The sequence below is a fragment of the Streptomyces katrae genome (assembly GCF_002028425.1).
In the GTDB taxonomy this organism is placed as follows: Bacteria; Actinomycetota; Actinomycetes; order Streptomycetales; family Streptomycetaceae; genus Streptomyces; species Streptomyces katrae_A.
The window spans coordinates 1,816,705-1,835,507 of the sequence record NZ_CP020042.1 but is presented as its reverse complement, the minus strand read 5'-3'; the positions used below and the strand labels follow the sequence as shown (position 1 = coordinate 1,835,507).

The window sequence follows — 18,803 nt, the reverse complement described above, 5'->3', positions numbered from 1 at the left end:
ATGGATTGGAATGATCCATTCCGTGATCCTGGGAGGCGGCGGAGGACCGGGCTCACGGCGGGCCCGAGCCGTTCAGCCAGAACGCCCCGTAGACCGCCGAGACCAGGGCGAGACCCCCGACGACCGCGGCCGCCCGCCCGGCCGGCCCGCGGGCCAGCGCCACCGCCGGCGGCAGCATCAGCGGGAACGCCGGCAGCAGCAGCCGCGGCTTGGAGCCGAAGTACCCCGAGGCGCACAGCGCCAGCGCCACCACGATCCCGCAGTAGACGAGGAGCACGGCCGGCAGGCGGCGCCGTACGCACAGCCCGTACAGCCACAGCACCAGCAGCACCCCCGCGATCAGGCCCACCCCCGCGAGGAAGGCGGACGAGGCCAGCCGCGCCCCGATGAACCGGGCGAAGGCCCAGCCCCCGTCGAAGCCGTTGCCCCAGCCCGCCTGCACGTCCAGGTAGCCCGTCAGCCCCCCGCCGGTCCGGGCCCCCACCCACAGCGCGTACGCCGCCGCCCCCGCCGGGGCCAGCAGCACCCCCGCCGCCATCCGCCACGAGCGCTCCCCGCGCCGCCACGCCAGAACGGCGGCCACCCACACCGCCGCGACCACCGCCGCCCCGACCGGGCGGGTCAGCCCCGCCCCCGCCGCGAGCAGGCCCGCCGCGAGCCAGCGCCCGCGCAGCGCCGCGTACAGGGCCCAGGCGGCCAGGGCGGTGAACAGCGACTCGCTGTACGCCATGGACTGGACGATCCCCACCGGCAGCGCCGCCCACAGCGCCACGGCCAGCACGCCGGCCCGCCGCCCGTGGAGCAGATCGGCGACGGCGAAGATCCCCCAGGCGGCGGCGAGCCCCGCCACCGCCGAGACCACCAGGCCCGCCGAACCGTACGAGAGCCCGGTGGGCGCCGCCACCAGCCGCTCCAGCCACGGCAGCAGCGGGAAGAACGCCAGGTTGGAGTGGACGGCCCCGTTCGGCAGGACCACCTCGTACCCGTACCCCTGCGCGGCGATCCGGGCGTACCAGAGGGAGTCCCAGCGCGCCGACAGCAGCGTGTGCGGGCTGCTGCCGGCCACCGCGGACCACACCGCGAGCACGGCCAGCCCGAGCAGCCGGACCGCGGCGAACGCGGCGAGCGCGGGCGCGGCCCGGCACGGGCCGGGGCCGGGGCCCTTGGGGGGAGCGTCGGAGGCGGGCACAGTTGTCACGGACACGAGTATCAACGGCCCGGCCACCGGCCCCGGAACCAGAACCACGGGCCGTGACCGGGCGTGTACGCAGGGGGAAGGAGGGCCGGGGCGAGTGGTGCACACCACAACGGGGCCGCCGCCGGGATGAGAGCTTGACCACGTGCCGGGCACACGAACTCGCGTACGCTGACCCTTCACTCGCGTGTCGATGCCGGACCCCGTAGGACGCCGCACTGGGCACCACCCCGCGGCGCCACACGACGCTGGTCCGCCGAGTGCGAGGGATCACCTGGGAGGTACATGGATGTCGGGGACGAACACGGCCGGCGACAGGAAGCCCTCCCTGCGGCAGCGGATCACCGAGGCCTCCGGCGGTGCCAACCGCTGGGTCGTCCTCGCGGTCCTCTGCGTCAGCCTGGTGCTCGTCGCGCTCGACGCGACGATCCTGCACGTCGCCGTCCCCGCCGTCACCGAAGACCTGCGCCCCGGCTCCCAGGAACTGCTGTGGATCGTCGACGCCTACCCGCTGGTGTGCGCCGCGCTGCTGATCCTCTTCGGCACCCTGGGCGACCGGGTCGGCCGCCGCCGGATCTTGCTCCTCGGCTACACGCTCTTCGGCGTGGCCTCCGCCATCGCCGCCCTGGCCGGTGACGCCCAGGTGCTGATCGCCGCCCGCGCCCTGCTCGGCGTCGGCGGAGCGATGATCATGCCCGCCACGCTGTCGATCCTGCGGCAGGTCTTCCCCGACCGGCGCGAGCGGGCCCTGGCCATCGGCATCTGGACCGCCGTCGCCGCGATCGGCGCCGCGAGCGGGCCGGTCCTGGGCGGGTTCCTCGTCCAGCACTTCTGGTGGGGCTCCGTCTTCCTCATCAACATCCCGCTCATGGCGCTGATCCTGCCGCTGGGCCGCTGGCTGCTGCCCGAGTCCCGGGGGGCGGCCGACGGGCCCTGGGACGTGCTGGGCGCGCTGATGGCCGCGGGCGGTGTACTCGGCGTGGTCCTCGGGGTCAAACGGATCGGTGCCGAACGCCAGCTCACCGACCTGCGGGCGCTGGTCCCGCTGGCCCTCGGCGTGCTGCTGCTGGTCCTCTTCGCACGCCGCCAGAAGCGGCGCGAGCACCCGCTGATCGACATGCGGATGTTCTCCCGGGTGGCCTTCTCCACCTCCGTCGGCTGCATCGTGCTCGCCATGCTGGCCCTGGTCGGCCTGGAGCTGATCGCCGTCCAGTACCTCCAGCTGGTGCTGCGCCTGAGCCCGCTGGAGACCGGCCTGCGGCTGCTGCCGCTGACCTTCGCCGCCATGGCCGCCGGGGCCACCGGCTCGTACACCCTCCAGCGGGTCGGACCGCGCACGATGGTCTCGCTGGGCTTCGTGCTGACCGCCGGCGCGGTGCTGCTGCTGACGCTGATGGGCCAGCACGACCGGCCCGTGCTGCTGACCGCCGGGTTCGTGCTGCTGGGCTTCGGCCTCCAGACCACCCTCTTCGCGGCGTACGAGTCCATGCTGAGCGAGGCCCCGGTGGAGGCCGCCGGAGGCGCCGCCTCCATAGGCGAGACCTCGTACCAGCTCGGCGCCGGCATGGGCATCGCCCTGCTCGGCAGTGTGATGAACGCCGCCTACCGGCCCGGTCTGCTCGGCGTGCCGGGGGTGCCGGCCGAGGACTCGGCGGGGGCCGCGAACTCCCTCGGCGAGGCCTACCAGATCGCCGCCCACCTCGGCGGTCCGGCGGGGCGCTCCCTGGCGGAGGCCGCCCGGCACTCCTTCGTGCACGGGCTACACGTCACCCTGGTGGTCAGCGCGGGCCTGCTGCTGGCGGGCGCGGTGATGGCGCTGAAGCTGCCGCGCACCATGGAGAACGCCGACCAGGCCGGCTGCGGCGCCCCTGCCGGCGGCGCGGCGGGCACCGGCGGGTCCGGCGCCGGGGCCCGGGCCTCCGTCCGGCTGCCCGCGCAGCCCAAGGCCCAGGCCGCCGCGGCCTCCGCGCCCCGGATCCCCGGCCCGGGCAAGCCCGAGCGGGACCCGGCGGTCGGCGGCCGCCCGGCCTGACCGGCCCGGCCCGGTCGGGCCGGGGGTGGACCCGGGGCGGGAGCGGCGACAAACTTGCACCGCTAGGTTTCGCCCCACGCGCCTGCCGGGAGGCCCCTCTTGTCCGCGTCGTCCGCGCCGAAGAACCCGTTCGTCCCCACCGATCCGCTCGGGCTCGACGAACTCCTCAGCCCCGAGGACCTCGCCGTCCGCGACACCGTCCGTACCTGGGCCGCCGACCGGGTCCTGCCGCACATCGCCCAGTGGTACGAGGCCGGCGAACTGCCCGGCATCCGCGAACTGGCCCGCGAACTCGGCTCCATCGGCGCCCTCGGCATGTCCCTGACCGGCTACGGCTGCGCGGGCGCGAGCGCCGTCCAGTACGGCCTCGCCTGCCTGGAGCTGGAGGCCGCCGACTCCGGGATCCGCTCCCTGGTCTCCGTCCAGGGCTCCCTCGCCATGTACGCGATCTGGAAGTACGGCTCCGAGGAGCAGAAGCAGCGCTGGCTGCCGGGGATGGCGGCCGGCGAGCTGATCGGCTGCTTCGGGCTGACCGAGCCCGACGTCGGCTCCGACCCCGCCGCGATGCGCACCCACGCCAAGCGGGAGGGCTCCGACTGGATCCTCAACGGGCGCAAGATGTGGATCACCAACGGCTCGGTGGCCTCCGTGGCCGTCGTCTGGGCGCAGACGGACGAGGGGATCCGCGGCTTCGCCGTCCCCACCGACACGCCGGGCTTCTCCGCCCCGGAGATCAAGCACAAGTGGTCGCTGCGCGCCTCGGTGACGAGCGAGCTGGTGATGGACGACGTACGGCTGCCCGCCGACGCGGTGCTGCCCGGGGTCACCGGGCTCAAGGGGCCGCTGGGCTGCCTCAGCCACGCGCGGTACGGGATCGTCTGGGGGTCCATGGGCGCGGCACGCGCCAGTTTCGAGGCCGCGCTCGACTACGCGCGGACGCGGGAGCAGTTCGGCCGGCCGATCGGCGGCTTCCAGCTCACCCAGGCCAAGCTGGCCGACATGGCGCTGGAACTCCACAAGGGCATCCTGCTCGCCCACCACCTGGGCCGGCGCATGGACGCGGGGACCCTGCGGCCGGAGCAGATCAGCTTCGGCAAGCTCAACAACGTCCGCGAGGCCATCGACATCTGCCGCACCGCGCGGACCGTGCTCGGGGCCAACGGGATCTCCCTGGAGTACCCCGTCATGCGGCACGCCACCAATCTGGAGTCGGTGCTCACCTACGAGGGCACCGTGGAGATGCACCAGCTGGTGCTGGGCAAGGCGCTCACCGGGCTCGACGCCTTCCGGTAAGCCCGCGAGCTCCCCCGGCTACCTCCCCCGGACCCCGTCCGGGGGGACCTCCAGAGGTGCCCCCGCCTTGCTCAGCTCTGGTTGAAGAAGTCGCGGGAGCGGCCGCCCGCCTCACCGCTGACGATCTGGGTGTCGGCCGGGGTCAGGAGGAAGACCCTGGTCGCCACCCGCTCGATGGAGCCGCGCAGCCCGAAGGTCAGGCCCGCCGCGAAGTCGACCACGCGCTTGGCGTCGGTCGGGTCCATGGAGGACAGGTTCACGATCACCGGGACGCCCTCGCGGAAGAGCTCGCCGATGCCGCGCGCGTCGCGGAACCCGTCCGGGGTCACCGTCGCGATCCGCCGGCCCCGCTCGACCGCGGACTCCGAGGCCACGCGCACCCGCGGGTCGGTGACCCACTGGTCGCCGGGCCCGGCGACCGAGCCCTGCCGGCCGTCCACCGCCTCCGCGTAGTCGTCGTCGTAGTACCGCTCGTCGTCGTTGTCCTCCACGAGACCCAACCAGGCGCTCGCCTTGCGTACCGAACCCATGGACGCCTCCTTTCACCGTGGCCAGTCTGACTTCTGCTCCGCTGCCCCTATGGTCGTCCATCATGCTGACAACGCGCCAAGTGGATAGCCGCCGCGCAGTGGTTTCGTGACGGGACTGGTGCAGAACATCCGTTGCACCGGCGAGGTTCCCGGCCACTGCCGCTGCTGACTGAGTGAAAATACGACCGCCGCTGCCGACCGGGTGAGGCGCTGGGGCGTACGGGTGAACGAGTTGGCTGGATACGATGCCCCGGAAACACGCGGATGACACACGGGGGAAGCGGTTTGTTCGGCATCGTCAGACCTTGTACGCACCGGCTCGGCGACCGCTTCAAGACGGAGTGGATGGCCCATCTCTGCGGTCTGTGCCTGGCACTTCGGGGTGACCACGGCCAGTTCGCCCGGATCGTCACGAACTACGACGGGCTGCTGGTCTCCGTTCTGACGGAAGCTCAGTCGGGTCCGCTGCCCGGCGCGCGGCGCACCGCGGGCCCCTGCCCGCTGCGCGGCATGCGCACCGCCCCGGTCGCCAACGGCGAGGGCGCCCGGCTCGCGGCCGCCGTGTCGCTGGTGCTCGCCTCCGCGAAGGTGCGCGACCACGTGGCCGACCGGGACGGCCTGTTGGCCCGCGCCCCGATGGCCGCCGCCGCGCGCCGGGTGGCCCGGGGCTGGGACCGGGCCGGTGCCCGGACCGGGGCAGCGCTCGGCTTCGACACGGCCGTGCTGGTCGACGCCGTGGACCGGCAGGGCGGCATCGAGAGCCTGGCCGGCCCGGGCACGCCCGTGCTGGTGGTCACCGAGCCGACGGAGACCGCGACCGCGGCCGCCTTCGCTCATACCGCGGTCCTGGCGGGACGGCCAGGCAACGCCGCGCCGCTGGCCGAGGCCGGGCGTTACTTCGGGCGGCTCGCCCACCTGCTGGACGCCGTCGAGGACCAGGCCGCCGACGCCGCCGCGGGCGCCTGGAACCCGCTCACCGCGACCGGGACCTCCCGCACCGAGGCCCGCCGGCTGTGCGACGACGCGCTGCACGGCATCAAGCTGGCGCTGCGCGAGGCGGAGTTCGCCGACGCGGGGCTCGCGCACCGGCTGCTGGTGCACGAGCTGCGCACCTCGGTGGACCGGGCCTTCGGCACCACCTCCTGCGGGCACGGCCACGCCCCCGCGGACTCGGCCGGGCAGGGCTACGGCCTGCCCCCGCAGGGCTACCCGCCGCAGGGCTACGACCCGAACGCCCAGGGCGGGTACGGGCAGGGCGGCGGCCCCTACGGCCAGGGCGCCGGGCCGTACGGCCAGAACCCCTACGGCGGCGGCGCGCCGCAGTACGCCCCCGGCGGTCCGGGCATGCCGCCCCCGATGGGCCCGGGCGGTCCCGGCGGCGGTGGCGGCCACGGCGGCGGCGGGCTGCCCCCGCAGAAACCGCGCCGGGGCCTGCTGCACGGCTGCGCGGTGGCCATCGGGCTGTTCTGCACCTGCCAGATCTGCTGCACCGACTACGAGGGCCCCTGGTCCCGCAAGAAGCGCGACGCCTGGTGCGACGACTGCGACTGCGACTGCTGCAACGGCGACGGCTGCGAGTGCTGCAACTGTGCCGACTGCTGCTGCAACGGCTGCGACTGCGACTGCGGCTGAGCCCCCGAGGGCTCCGGTGGCTGAGCAGGCGTCAGTTCCCGCTGCCCGCAGGCCCGTACGGCGTACGGGGGGATTCCCGCCCGGGTCCGCCGGGAAGGGCTGAGCGGCATGAGTGACGACGAAGCGACCACGGCCTGGCGGCGGTGGCACGAGCAGCGCGTGGCCACCGTCTCCGCCCCCTACGGACCCCTTTCGCTGACCGGCACCTACTGGATCTCCGAGTCGGTGCCGGAGGACCTGGAAGGTCGAATTCCGGCCGTTCCGGGGCGCTGGCGCGCCACCGTCGACGGCGTGGTGGTGAGCGCCTGCTCCGAGGACGGCCTGGAGCTCGACGGCACACCCCTCGACGGGGAGGCCCTGCTGGCCGCCGACGAGGGGCGGCCGGCGGACTGCCGCCTGACCGCGGGCGTCGTCCGCCTGGTGGTGATCCGGCGCGCGGGGGAGTGGGCGGTGCGCACCTACGACCCCGGCTCCGCCGCCCGGCGCGCCTTCCAGGGCATCGAGGCCACCCCCTACGACCCGGCGTTCGCCCTGCCGGGCCGGTTCCGCCCCTACGGCGAGGAGCGGACCGTCCAGGTCGAGAACGCCGACGGGCGCGCCCGCGGGCTCGGCCTCGGCGGCGAGCTGCTGTTCGAGCGCGCGGGCGACCGGCACCGCCTCCAGGTGGCCGTCGACGGGGACGACGGCAGTCTCTGGGCCGTCTTCGCCGACGCCACCAGCGGGGACTCCAGCTACCGGTTCCGCTTCCTGCGGCCCGGCACCCCGGATCCGGACGGGGGCGTCGTCGTCGACCTCAACCGCGCCCTGCTGCCGCCCTGTGCCTTCGCCGACCACTTCGTCTGCCCGTTCCCGCCCCCCGGGAACACCCTGCCCTTCGCGGTCGCCGCAGGCGAGCGACGGCTGAAAGGAGCCCTTGCCGCCGGTAACTGACGCCAGGACACTCCCGTTCAGCGTCATCCGGCGGACTTGTCAGGGGCACGGCGAAACGTTCGGCCGACGGCCGCGCGCCCGCCGCGCCCTCCCCCCGCCGCTCAAGGGCTCCGGCACCCCCACGACCGCCGGGCCCCAGACCCCCCTCCGGGAGGACGTGAAGTGAGGACCAACAGCACCGCCCGACTCCGGCTGCTCGCCGTGGCCACCGGTCTCGCCGCCGTCGCCGCGATCGCCGCCCCCACCGCCGCCAGCGCCGACCCCGCCGACACCGGCTTCAGCGCCGCCCGGCTCGCCGCCGCCGGAGCCTCCGTGCTGCGCGCCGACGTCGCCGGCACCGCCTGGCACACCGACCCCGCCACCGGGACCCTCGTGGTCACCGCCGACTCCACCGTCACCCAGGCCGACCTGGCCAGAATCCGCCGCGAGGCCGGACCCGACGCCGCCGCCCTGCGCATCGAACGCACCCCCGGCAAGATCAGGAAGCTGCTCTCCGGCGGCGACGCCATCTACGCCACCAGCTGGCGCTGCTCGCTCGGCTTCAACGTCCGCAGCGGCAGCAACTACTACGTCCTGACGGCCGGTCACTGCACCGACGGCGCGGGCAGCTGGTGGACCAGCACCTCCCACACCACCACCATCGGCACCACCGTGGGCTCCAGCTTCCCCACCAACGACTACGGCCTCATCAAGTACGCCAGCAACTCCCCGGTCCCGCCCGGCACCGTCGGCAGCCAGGACATCACCTCCGCCGCCGACGCCACCAACGGCATGTCCGTCACCCGCCGCGGCTCCACCACCGGCATCCACAGCGGCTCCGTCACCGGCCTCAACGCCACCGTGAACTACGGCAACGGCGACATCGTCTACGGCATGATCAAGACCAACGTCTGCGCCGAACCCGGCGACAGCGGCGGCCCCCTGTACTCCGGCAGCCGCGCCGTCGGCCTCACCTCCGGCGGCAGCGGCAACTGCAGCTCCGGCGGCACCACCTTCTTCCAGCCCGTCACCGAGGCCCTGAGCGCCTACGGCGTCAGCGTCTACTGACGCCGCCGTAGCCCCGCCCCGGCCCGCAGGCCCCCTGGACGTCCTCCCGCCTTCTGGGAGGATGTCCAGGGCGTCCACGGGGGGAGGATCTCGGATGAAGCGGATCGGCGTGACGGGGCACCGGTCGATCCCCGACACCTGCCTCGCCCAGGTCGAGGAGGGCCTGAGGGCCGTGCTCGGCGGGCTCCCGGGGCCGCTGGAGGCCCTTTCCAGCCTCGCCGACGGAGCCGACCAGCTCTTCGCCGCCATCGCCCTCGAATACGGCGCCGAACTGACCGTCGTCATCCCCAGCGGGGACTACGAGGACACCTTCGAGGACAGCCGCGGCCTCGCCGCGTACCGCCGCCTCAAGGAGCGGGCCACCCAGCAGGTCGTGATGGCCTTCCCCCGCTCCACCGACGAGGCCTACTACGCCGCCGGCACCTACATCGCCGAGACCTGCGACCGGCTCGTCGCCGTCTGGGACGGCCTCCCGGCCCGCGGGCACGGCGGCACCGGCGAGATCGTCGCCTACGCCCGGGCCCTGGGCAAACCCGTCACCGTCATCTGGCCCGAGGGCGCGGCCCGCGACTGAACCGCGCCCCCGCCGCCCTCAACTGCTGTGCCGGGCAAGCCAGTCGGTGTGCTGCGGCGACACGTACCGCTCCGTCTCGTACACCGCCGACGGCCACTGCGACTCCGTGATCGTCGTCTGCATCACGACCATCATCGCCGACAGGTCCTGCTCGATCAGCGTGTGCGCCTCGATCAGCGGATGGTGGCGGCGCACCTCGTTCCAGGCGATCGCCGCCGCCGCGGCCGCGCTCGTCACCCCCGCCGCAGCCGTTGCCCCCGGACCCGAACCGAACGCCCCGGACAGCGCGAACACCAGCCCCAGACAGGTCAGCAGCACGATCGTCCACGACCACAGCGCGGTCGCCCGCCGCGAGCCCTCCGCCCTGCGCTGGTACCAGGTCCGCTGCTCGATCAGCCGGTCCCGGACGTACGTCTCCCGGCGCACCTGGTACTCCAGCCCCCGCAGCCGCTGCATCGCGCCCGTGATCTCCGCTCCCTCCGGCACCAGACCCTCCGCCCGCGGATCCCGCCAGCCCATCTTGCGCAGCTCGTCCAGCCCCTTCTCCAGCCGCGCCCGGTACACCCCCTCCACCCCGGCGACCTCGCTGCCGAACGGCGCCCCGTGCACGGCGTACCGCCACGCCAGCGACTTGATGAACTCGGCCGCGCTCCGGTTGAGCTGCCACTGCGGGCGGGCCCGCCGCCGCGTCGCCCGTACGCCCACGGCCAGCACCCCCGCGTACGCCAGCGCGCTCAGCGCCGCGCACAGGTGCAGCCCGCCCGCCGCGGGCCCCGGCGGAAGGGCCGCCGCCCCCGCGGCCACGACCAGCAGCACCAGCTGCGCCCGCGTGGCCTGGACGGACTCCCGCTGCCGGGAGACCGCCGCCTGATCGGTGTGGTGGAAGAGGACCGGCAGGTCCTCGCCCCGGAAGGTCATGCTGTCGGTCACGGCGCCCCCTGCGCTCGTTCCCGGGCGGCGGGACCGCGAAGCCCCGCCGCCCTCGTCGGATCACACCGCCAGCGGCTCCAGGTCCCGGTGGACCCGCCGCTCGTCACGCGCGTACCGGGTCAGACCGTGGTCCTCCCCGAGCAGCCGCGCCAGCTCGGACACCGCCTCCGCCCGCACCCGTGCCGCCTCCTCCTTGCGGCCCGTCATGTCCAGGCTCACCGCCATGTTCGACGAGAGCGCCAGGGTCTCCGGGTGGTGCGCCCCGAGCGCCGCCCGCAGCCGCGCCACCGCCCCCCGCTCCAGCTCCAGGGCGCCCTCCGGATCACCGAGGTCCGCCCGGGCGTTGGCCAGGTTCAGGTGCGCGAAGATGGTGTGCGGGTGGTCGTCGCCCAGCACCTCGCGCATGCTGAGGATCGTCTGCCGCAGCAGCGGCTCCGCCGTCTCCGCCGCGCCCGCCCCCCAGTGGAAGACCGCCAGGTTGTTCAGCGCGGCCAGGGTGTACGGGTGCTTCTCGCCCGGCACCTTCATGTACTCGTCCACCACCTCCTGCGCCAGGTCCCGTGCCGCGCCCGGATCACCGGTCGCGAACAAGTCCGAGGCCAGGTTCAGTTCGCAGGCCAGCAGGTCGGGGTTGACCGAGGTGTACTTGGCCCGGTACCGGTTGCGGGTCGCCGTCGTCAGCCGCAGCGCGTCCTCCAGCTCCCCGGCCCGCCGCAGCGACACCGCCAGGTTCTTCGCCGCCGACAGGGTGCCCGGGAAGGCCCGGCCCAGCGTCCGCTTGTAGATGTCGTACGTCCGCCCCAGCAGCTGCACCGAATCCTCGTACCGGCCCACCTCGCGCAGGTCCCGGGCCAGGTTCTGCGCCGAGGACAGGGTGTACGGGTGGTCCGGGCCGAGCACCTCCGTGCGCCGGTCGAAGACCTCCTGGTCGATCTCCCTGGCCCGGGCGTACTGCCCCACCATGCGCAGGTTCAGCGCCAGGTTGTTCGCCGCGGCCAGGGTGCGCGGGTGCGCCTCGTGGAAGATCTGCCCGAAGCCCTCGTGCGCCGCCGTCGCCAGCTCCATCGCCTCGCCGTACCGGCCGAGCGCACCCAGGTCCATCGCCAGCCCGCTGGTGGTCATGTACGTGTGCGGGTGCGAGGGGCCCAGCGCCGCCCGCTGCCGCTCCAGCGTCACCTCGTCCAGCTCCTTGGCCTCCACGAACCGGCCCTGCGAGCGCAGGATGTTCGACAGATGGAAGCGCAGGTACAGGTACTGGAGGTCGTCGCTGCCGAGCATCTCCCGCCACGCCTCGCGCAGCTCCTCGCCCAGGGTGTACGCGGCCTTGAAGTCACCGCGCTTCCACAGGTAGCGGACCCGGTCGATCAGCAGCCGGCGGGTCTCCGGCTCCTTGCAGAACCTCGCCTCCGACGGGCTCAGGTGCGGCCAGATCGTGTTGAACTTCGGCCAGGTCGCCGGGTTGTCTATCGGCTCGTCGTCGTCCGGGCGCGCCCCCGCCAGGATCCGGTGCACCGCGTGCCGGGCCTCGCGCTGCTCCTCCTCCGACAGCTGCGCCCGGATCACGGCCTGGACCAGCCGGTGCACCTGGATGCTGTTGCCGACCTGGTCGACCTTGGCCATCGCGAACCGGCCGATCTCCCGGATCACCCGGCCCAGCACCAGCTTCTCCTGGAGGGAGGCGTCGTACGGCTTGAGCGCGTCGATCATCTCCTTGCTGTAGAGCAGGTTCGCGGAGATCGGCTCGGGCGCGAAGAAGGCGCACAGCTGGAGCAGGCGCACGGCGGCGGGGGAGCGGGACTGGAGCCGCTCTATGGACACGTTCCAGGTCGCGGCCACCGGCTGCGGGTACCCGGCCGGCTGGTTCAGGCCCAGCACCCGTGCGGTCTGCTCGGCCAGCTGCTCCAGGTACGCGGAGACCGGGGTGGCCGTCTCCGCGATCCAGGCCCCGGCCTGCTCGACGGCCAGCGGCAGGTCGCCCACCGCGTCGGCCACCTGCTCGGCGTCCTCCTTGGTGAGTCCGGGCGCCCGCCGCTGGAGGTGCTCGACGGACTCCTCGCGCAGGAACACGTCCACCGGCAGCGCGTCCCCGTACTGGGACCAGGACTGGTTGCGGGAGGTCACCAGCACGTGCCCCGGACCGCCCGGCGGGAAGAACCGCTTGAGCGTCTCGGGGTCGTCGGCGTTGTCGAAGACCAGCAGCCAGCGCGAGGTCGGCACGCCCCGGCGCAGCAGGTCGATGGCCTCCTGGGAGGCGGCCGCCATGTCCTCGCCGGTCTGCGCGCCCAGGCGTACGGCGAGTTCGGCGAGGGCCGCGACCACGTCGTCGGTCTGCTCCGAGGAGATCCACCACACCAGGTCGTAGTCGGCCATGAACCGGTGCACGTACTCCAGGGCCACCTGCGTCTTGCCGACGCCGCCGAGCCCGTACAGGGTCTGCGGCTGCGGCAGCACCACGGCCATGCCGCCGCCCAGCTGGTCGCGCATCCGCTCCAGCACGATGCTGCGGCCGGTGAACCCGGGGTTGCGGGGCGGTGCGTTCCAGATCTTGGGGACGGTCCCCGGGAAGCGGGGGCCGGGCTGGGAGGCGCCGGCGACGGTGTCGGCGAGGGCCGCCGGCCGCTCCACCGCGCGCAGCAGGGCGGCGGTGGCGTGCACCTCGTCGAGGCGGAACAGGTCCACCGGGTTGCGGTCGATGTAGGGCGTGGCCAGGCGCACGTCGCCCACGCGCAGCGGCACCAGGTGGCGCCGGCCCCCGGTGGGGTCCTCGGCGGCGGCCCGGTTCCACACGTCCACGGCCCGGGCCGACTTGAGGTAGGCGCTGGAGAGCAGCACCACCGTGCGGCCGGCGGTGTCGAGGCTGATGCCCGTCCCGCCGCCCAGGGTGCCGCCGCTGCCGCCCCCCTCGGGGGCCGGCGGGCGCTCGGCGGAGACGTCCTTGGGCACGACCCGGAAGCCGGCCCGGGTGAGCACCGACTCGATCCAGTCGGCCCACATCCGGTTCTCGGCGACGTAGGAGAGGAACAGGTCGGCGGGCAGGGCCGGACGGCGCCGGGTGAAGGCGTCCCGGATCCGCAGCCGGACCTCCTCGGCGATCACCGGCATGGAGGTGACCTCGCCCTCGGTCACCACCGCCGTCAGCCGCTCGAAGGCGGAGAGCAGCGAGTTGGTGAGCCCCGCCTCGTCGCCGAAGGTGGCCAGGGTCTCCTCGTAGGCGTAGTACGGGCGGTAGGGGATCTCCACCGCGCCCCAGTAGGCGGTCAGCTCGTCCCCCACGAGCCCGCCGGGGAACCGGTCGAACTTGATCCGGGCCAGGGCCCGGCCCGCGTCGGCCTTCTCCTTCTCGCCCTCGTCGATGCGCATCGGCACGGGGTAGATCCTGATCCCGCGGTCGTTGAACCGCTCGTCGATCTGCCGGGCGACGGAGGCGGCGCCGTCGATGGACTGGTCGGAGAGGGTGAAGCAGTCGACCAGGACGTCGGGGAGGTGGACGGTGCAGATGTCGGCGATGTCGGACAGGCCGGTGCGGCTGTCGATCAGGACGTAGTCGTAGTTGCGCTTCATGTCGGCCCGCAGGGCGTCGAAGAAGAGGCCGCCGCCGAGCCGGTCGTAGAAGTTGTCCCAGTCGAAGGTGGAGACGGTCGCCGAGTACTCGCGGTTCTGCCGGCCCGCCGACACGAAGTCGAGGGTGCCGCCGTCGGGGAAGTCCCAGCCCAGGTTCTCCGGGCTGAGCGAGACGGCGTGCGGTTCTATCCGGGCGTAGTCCTTGTGCCAGTCGGCGGGCCGCTGCACCGGGCTGGTGGCGGCCCACGCGTACTCGCTGATCAGGTCGATGACCCCGGTGGTGGCCCCGAGCGTGGAGGGGTCCAGGAAGGGGTGGAAGAAGCGGTGCAGGCCGGGGGCCTCCAGGTCCCAGTCCACGGCGAGCACCCGCTTGCCGTTGGAGGCGAGGATCCAGGCGGTGTTGGCCAGCGCCATCGTGCGGCCGGTCCCGCCCTTGTACGAGTAGAAGGTGACGATGCGTCCGTCTCGGCTGTCACGACTGGCTGTCATCCGCGTCCCCCCGGTCGGTGTCGGTGCTGTCGTCGGCTGTGTCGTTCCCCTCGGGCCCGTACGGGTGCGCGGTGGGCGGGAAGGGGGCCGGCGTCGGGTCGCTCATCCCCATCGGCCCGACCAGGCGCCGGCGTTCGGTGGGGGTGTGCCCGGCCGGCGGGTACGCCTGGGCGTGTCTGAGGAACTGCTGGGCGGCCGCCTCGACCACCTGCGGGAGGATCTGCCCGAGCGTCTCCAGGCTGGCCACGCCGTTGGCGGCGGCCCGGCAGGCGGCCCGGCCCTGGCTCATCTTGACCGGCAGCGTCTCCTCCAGCCGGCCGGCCAGTTCCTCCTCCTTGGCCCGGCTCTGGTGGTCGTAGCGGTTCCACGGCACCACCACGTTGATCCACGGGCGGTGCTCCTGGTCGAAGGCGGCCAGGCGCTGGCGGCGGTGCTCGTCCTCCACCGCCCAGCGGTCGACGATCAGGATCTCCGGCCGGGTGGGCGGCTGTTTGCTGTCGAAGTGGCCGGCCTCGTCGTCGAAGGAGGCCAGTGTGGTCTGGTAGTTGAGGTTCTTGACCAGCTCCTCGGCCACGTACGCGACCGGCCGCCGGGAGGCGGGGTGGTACGGGTTCCACTCCAGGGCGTTCTCCCCGTAGTACTCGGGGCTGCGGCCCTCCGGCAGGTCGTGCCGGGAGGCGGCGGCCACCGTCACGTGGAGGGTGCGGGCGGAGGGGCTGCCGTGGCGGCCTCCGGCCGGGCCGAAGGCGCTGGGCACCACCCGGTAGTCCAGCGGGCGGACCGGCTTGAGGCGCACGGTCTCGGCCACGCCGACGATATGGCGGGCCAGTTCGTACACGGCGTGCTCGTACTGTTCCGCGTAGCCCCGGAGTTTGATCAGCCCGTACAGCCCGTCGGTCACGTAGCGCTCGCCGAAGGTGCTGTGGTTGAACTGCAACCGCTCTGCGGGCAGGGGGAGCTGGGAGGGCGGCACCGGAACCCACAGGGCGGGGACGATGGCCTCGGTCTTCTCGTCGCTGGCGGCGCCCACCTGGATGGCCCGCTGGGCGAAGGCGAACCACTCCTTCCCGCACATCTGGCTGGCGAAGTAGCGCGGCGAGAACAGGGGGACGAAGACCCGGCAGGTGGCGAGCGCCGCCCCGAGCCGTTCCGACCAGCCCTCGCCGTTGCGTATCTCGCGGTCCATGAAGCCGACCTCGGATCCGGCGGGCAGGCTGGTCAGCGCCATGATGTGGTTGCAGAGATCACGGAAGAGCCGCTCCACCCACATGTCCGGGTCGGGTCCTCCCGGCCCGAACCTCGGTGTATGCGCGTAACTGAGAAAAAAATACGGCTGCACTGATGCGGGCACACGACCCCCGTCCCGAAGATGCGAGCGAAGGAACATCATTCCGGAGCTCCCTCGTCACATCCCCTCCTCGTTCAGTCAATCAGCGTCTGTTTTCGGTCATCCAGGTCTGGGCGTGATCGACCGCGTCCGTGATCGAGAAGAGGACGGCGGGCGCCGCGCCCACCTTTCCCCGGCGCAGGAGCGAATCCGGGAATGCCCGGCCGATCTCCGTGAAATCACTGTCGTCCAGGGCGACGTCCTCGTACCTGGTCCACTCCCCCTCGTGCCCCTTCCCCCGCCGTCCGCCCGGAAGGTTCACCTTCACCACACAGTCGTACATGCGCAAGGGGGGCTTCGGAATTCGGTACTCCGCGAGGTGGAAAGCGGTGCAGGACGCGAATCCCACATTGATCATGAGAACCTGTCCCCCCTCCCAGCACAGTTTTCCCAGCGGGGAATCCTCGCCCAGATGGCATTCCAGCCGGTGTTCCGCGCAGATCCGGTGCGCGTCCGCGCCGAGCGCGGCGAAGGAGGTCTGCGGATGGCCGCTGCGGGCGGCGCCCGGCGCGGTACGGACCGCCTCGGCGAAGGCGCCCATGCCCTGGCTCGGGGTGCGCTGCGGGTCGAAGGCGGGCATCCGCGCGCGGAAGGCGGCCACCTCGTCCGCGTCGAGCCCGGAGATCCGGGCCAGGTGGGCGGAGGAGGTGAGGGAGTTCTCCGCGGTGAAGGCCGGGACCACCAGGGTGCCGTGGGGTCCCAGCACCCCGGTCAGGGCCTCGCGCAGCGTCTGCGGGTGCAGACCGGTGCCGCCGAGCGCCGCGTGCACCAGCAGCCGCCGTCCGGGGCGCACGCCGAGCAGCCGCAGCTGGACGGCCAGGGCGAGGGCGCCCGGGGGCGCGGGCTCGGATAAGGAACGCGGCACCCGGGGCGCGGAGTTCCCGCGCGGCGGGGAGTTCTCGCGCCGCGGGGAGGTCATGCGCGGCGGGGAGGTCATGCGTCCACCGCCTTCAGTTCCCAGCGCAGTTCCTCCACCAGCCGCTTGCCGGTCACCGTCAGCTCGGCCGCCTCCGCCAGCTGGTCCAGGGCCCGGTGGATCCGGTCCAGTCCGCCCGGCTCCTGGGTGGTCGTGGCCCGCCGGTACGCTTCCACCGCCACCCGCTCGTGCACGTCGGCCAGCAGCCGCGACACCGGCACCGGCCGGGTCCGCCAGGGGGACGGGTGCTGCCAGGCCCCGTCCAGCGCGTACAGGTCGGCCACCTCGGTCAGCGCCCGCAGCCGGGCCCGCCGCCGCCCGGTCAGCAGGGCCAGCGCGGTCTCCCGCACCCCGGCCGCGTACGGCACCCCGAGCGCGCCCGGCCCGTGCCGCCCGGCCTCGCCCCAGCCCTGCGCCCGGGGGCCGCCGGCGAGGGGGGTCAGGGTGCTCAGTCCGGCGGCGGCCGCCCGGGCGAACTCGGGGACGGTGCGGTGCAGCAGCGCCCAGGCCGCGTCGAGCCGGCGCCGCCACGCGTCGGCCTCGCCGGCGCCGAGCCGCAGCCGGGGCGGGCGGGCGAAGCAGTTGCGGTACGGGTCCAGGTCCTCCAGTGCCACCGGCTGCTGCTGCGGCCCCGGCCGCCAGGTCCGTACGGGCAGCCAGCGGGCGTCGCCCGCCGCCGGGCCGAAGCGGTGCTCGGTGCGGCCCGCCCGGACCACCGCGTAACCCTCGCCGGTGGCGTGCAGCGCGGCCCGGCCCTGCGTACCGGGCTCCCCGAGCCGCAGCAGGCCCAGCGTGGGGAGGTACACCTCGCCGTCCCGGTACGCCACCTCGGCCGCCGGCTCCAGCCCCCCGCGCAGTACGGCGGCCGCCGCCAGCGCGGCCAGCCTGCGGGCGGCGCCCGGGGCGTCCAGACGGCCCTCGCGGGCGGCGTCCAGGGCCTCCAGCACCCAGGTCCGGGTGAACGGGTGGCCCAGTACGGCGTCCAGCGCGTCCGGGTCCGCCCCCTCGACCCCGGTCAGCAGCTCCCAGGCCCGCGCCCAGTCCGCGTCGGCGGCCAGCTCGCCGTGCAGCCGGGCCAGCAGCGCGCGGGTCAGCTCCTCCTGGGAACGGGCGAGCTCGGCCGGGTCGGCCAGTTCCGGCGCGGTCGCCCGGGCGGCCGTCCGGCCCTCCACGCCCTCCACCAGTTCCCGCAGGTCGGAGCAGTAGACCGAGGGGTTGTCGAAGCCCGCGCCGCCGGCGCCGTCCTCCCGGTAGCGGTGGGTGTAGAGCCCGCCGCCGCACGAACGTACGACAGGGCACCGCCGGCACGTGGCGCTGACGCCCGCGAGCCCCAGCTGCCGGGCCCGCACGCCCGGGTGGGCCGCCACCAGGTCGAAGGGGTGGTCGAAGACGTTGAACCCGGTGGCGGCGGCCCCCTCGAAGGCGCTCTTGAGGGAGTCGACCTGCTCCAGCGTCCCGTCGGTCTCGACGACGACCAGGTCGGTCGGGGCCAGCCCCAGGGACTCCGTCAGGCTCGGTCCGCCGCGCAGGGTGGACAGCAGGGACTCGAAGAGCCGGACGGGCACCGGCCGTCCCAGCTGCTCCCAGCGGTCGAAGGCCCGCAGCAGCCAGCGGGCGTACGCGTCCGGCGCGCCGCCGGGCCGGGGCGGCGGGGTCTGCCAGGTGGCGTGGGGGAGCAGGAAGTCCACCCGGGGCGGCTCCAGCGCGACCAGGGCGTCCAGGACGGCGACCGGGTCGTTGGCCACGTCCACGGTGCACAACAGGCCCTGGTAGAGGTGGCGGTAGGGCTCCGAGCGCAGCAGGGCGAGCGCCGCCAGGACCAGCGGGTGGCTGGAGCGGCCGTCGGCGAAGCGCCGGTGGCGGTCGTTGGCCGCGCGGTCCCCGTCGAGGGAGATGCCGACCCGGACGTCGTACTCGGCGAAGAGGTCCAGGTAACGGCGGCTCAGCTGAAGCCCGTTGGTGTGGATCCGCAGGTCGAGGGCAGCCGTCCCGGCGAGCGCGCGGGTGAACTCCTCGCAGGCGAGGCGGAGTCGGTCCGGGCCCGCCAGCAGGGGTTCCCCTCCGTGGAAGATCACCGTGACGGAGGGGAGTGCATGGTCACGGGCATGTTCGGCGAGCCGCGACGCGGTCCGGGAAATGACCCCGGGGGAGATCACTTTCGGCCGGGCTCGCCAGCTCTGATCAGCGTGTTCGTAGACATAGCAATGATCACATGCAAGATCGCATCTGCTGTGCACCTTCAGGACGATCTCGCGAAATGCGATCAGGCCGGTCATTCCACCAGTCT

Annotated in this window: 13 protein-coding genes; 6 read left to right on the top strand and 7 right to left on the bottom strand. The window is 73.8% G+C overall.

Features of this window, described 5'->3' with window-relative positions; translation table 11 throughout:
* Positions 1-52 precede the first annotated feature (52 nt).
* Complete coding sequence (locus tag B4U46_RS08350) at positions 53-1,189, bottom strand: glycosyltransferase family 39 protein (protein WP_079425457.1); 1,137 nt, start codon at positions 1,187-1,189, stop codon at positions 53-55.
* 295 nt (positions 1,190-1,484) lie between these two features.
* Here B4U46_RS08350 and B4U46_RS08345 point away from each other — a divergent pair, with 295 nt between their 5' ends.
* Positions 1,485-3,227 (top strand): MFS transporter, encoded by a 1,743-nt coding sequence (locus B4U46_RS08345; RefSeq protein WP_079425454.1) that lies wholly within the window; start codon positions 1,485-1,487, stop codon positions 3,225-3,227.
* 99 nt (positions 3,228-3,326) lie between these two features.
* Positions 3,327-4,520: an acyl-CoA dehydrogenase family protein gene (locus B4U46_RS08340; RefSeq protein WP_079425452.1), complete on the top strand. Its 1,194-nt coding sequence runs from the start codon at positions 3,327-3,329 to the stop codon at positions 4,518-4,520.
* A 71-nt stretch (positions 4,521-4,591) separates the two neighbouring features.
* Here B4U46_RS08340 and B4U46_RS08335 read toward each other — a convergent pair whose 3' ends face one another.
* Positions 4,592-5,050, bottom strand: a complete 459-nt coding sequence (locus B4U46_RS08335; protein ID WP_079425450.1) for a cell division protein SepF — start codon at positions 5,048-5,050, stop codon at positions 4,592-4,594.
* 285 nt (positions 5,051-5,335) lie between these two features.
* On the opposite strand from B4U46_RS08335, the gene B4U46_RS08330 reads away from it, so the two are divergent.
* The 4 genes from B4U46_RS08330 (at position 5,336) to B4U46_RS08315 (ending at position 9,233) form a co-directional block, all read left to right on the top strand.
* A complete protein-coding gene (locus B4U46_RS08330) occupies positions 5,336-6,682 on the top strand; it encodes a DUF5685 family protein (protein WP_079425448.1) in 1,347 nt (448 codons plus the stop codon).
* A gap of 108 nt (positions 6,683-6,790) precedes the next feature.
* A complete protein-coding gene (locus B4U46_RS08325) occupies positions 6,791-7,612 on the top strand; it encodes a DUF1684 domain-containing protein (protein ID WP_079425447.1) in 822 nt (273 codons plus the stop codon).
* A gap of 162 nt (positions 7,613-7,774) precedes the next feature.
* A complete protein-coding gene (locus B4U46_RS08320) occupies positions 7,775-8,659 on the top strand; it encodes a S1 family peptidase (protein WP_079425445.1) in 885 nt (294 codons plus the stop codon).
* Positions 8,660-8,753: 94 nt separating this feature from the next.
* Positions 8,754-9,233, top strand: a complete 480-nt coding sequence (locus B4U46_RS08315) for a hypothetical protein (RefSeq protein ID WP_079425443.1) — start codon at positions 8,754-8,756, stop codon at positions 9,231-9,233.
* 18 nt (positions 9,234-9,251) lie between these two features.
* On the opposite strand, the gene B4U46_RS08310 is transcribed toward B4U46_RS08315, so the two are convergent.
* The 5 genes from B4U46_RS08310 to fxsBH all read right to left on the bottom strand — a co-directional run bounded on the left by B4U46_RS08310 (position 9,252) and on the right by fxsBH (position 18,792).
* Positions 9,252-10,151 carry a DUF4231 domain-containing protein gene (locus B4U46_RS08310; RefSeq protein ID WP_079431625.1) on the bottom strand — a complete coding sequence of 300 codons (900 nt, stop codon included), beginning with the start codon at positions 10,149-10,151 and terminating at the stop codon, positions 9,252-9,254.
* Between the two features lie 72 nt (positions 10,152-10,223).
* Complete coding sequence (gene fxsT, locus B4U46_RS08305; RefSeq protein WP_107438239.1) at positions 10,224-14,213, bottom strand: FxSxx-COOH system tetratricopeptide repeat protein; 3,990 nt, start codon at positions 14,211-14,213, stop codon at positions 10,224-10,226.
* Entirely contained in the window at positions 14,197-15,600 is a 1,404-nt protein-coding gene (locus B4U46_RS08300; RefSeq protein WP_159036807.1) for a TIR-like protein FxsC, read from the bottom strand. Before B4U46_RS08300 ends, fxsT begins: the two co-directional genes overlap by 17 nt.
* 43 nt (positions 15,601-15,643) lie before the next feature.
* A complete protein-coding gene (locus B4U46_RS08295; RefSeq protein WP_079425439.1) occupies positions 15,644-16,537 on the bottom strand; it encodes an aminoglycoside N(3)-acetyltransferase in 894 nt (297 codons plus the stop codon).
* Complete coding sequence (fxsBH, locus tag B4U46_RS08290; protein WP_185117258.1) at positions 16,534-18,792, bottom strand: radical SAM/SPASM protein FxsBH, inactivated beta-hydroxylase extension form; 2,259 nt, start codon at positions 18,790-18,792, stop codon at positions 16,534-16,536. Before fxsBH ends, B4U46_RS08295 begins: the two co-directional genes overlap by 4 nt.
* Positions 18,793-18,803: the final 11 nt, after the last annotated feature.

Excerpts from the sequence above, each read along its gene's own strand:
- B4U46_RS08325 (WP_079425447.1), top strand. The coding sequence starts at position 6,791 with ATGAGTGACGACGAAGCGACCACGGCCTGGCGGCGGTGGCACGAGCAG.
- fxsBH (WP_185117258.1), bottom strand. The coding sequence starts at position 18,792 with ATGACCGGCCTGATCGCATTTCGCGAGATCGTCCTGAAGGTGCACAGC.
- B4U46_RS08295 (WP_079425439.1), bottom strand. The coding sequence starts at position 16,537 with ATGACCTCCCCGCCGCGCATGACCTCCCCGCGGCGCGAGAACTCCCCG.
- B4U46_RS08315 (WP_079425443.1), top strand. The coding sequence starts at position 8,754 with ATGAAGCGGATCGGCGTGACGGGGCACCGGTCGATCCCCGACACCTGC.
- fxsT (WP_107438239.1), bottom strand. The coding sequence starts at position 14,213 with ATGACAGCCAGTCGTGACAGCCGAGACGGACGCATCGTCACCTTCTAC.
- B4U46_RS08300 (WP_159036807.1), bottom strand. The coding sequence starts at position 15,600 with ATGTTCCTTCGCTCGCATCTTCGGGACGGGGGTCGTGTGCCCGCATCA.
- B4U46_RS08335 (WP_079425450.1), bottom strand. The coding sequence starts at position 5,050 with ATGGGTTCGGTACGCAAGGCGAGCGCCTGGTTGGGTCTCGTGGAGGAC.
- B4U46_RS08310 (WP_079431625.1), bottom strand. The coding sequence starts at position 10,151 with ATGACCTTCCGGGGCGAGGACCTGCCGGTCCTCTTCCACCACACCGAT.
- B4U46_RS08345 (WP_079425454.1), top strand. The coding sequence starts at position 1,485 with ATGTCGGGGACGAACACGGCCGGCGACAGGAAGCCCTCCCTGCGGCAG.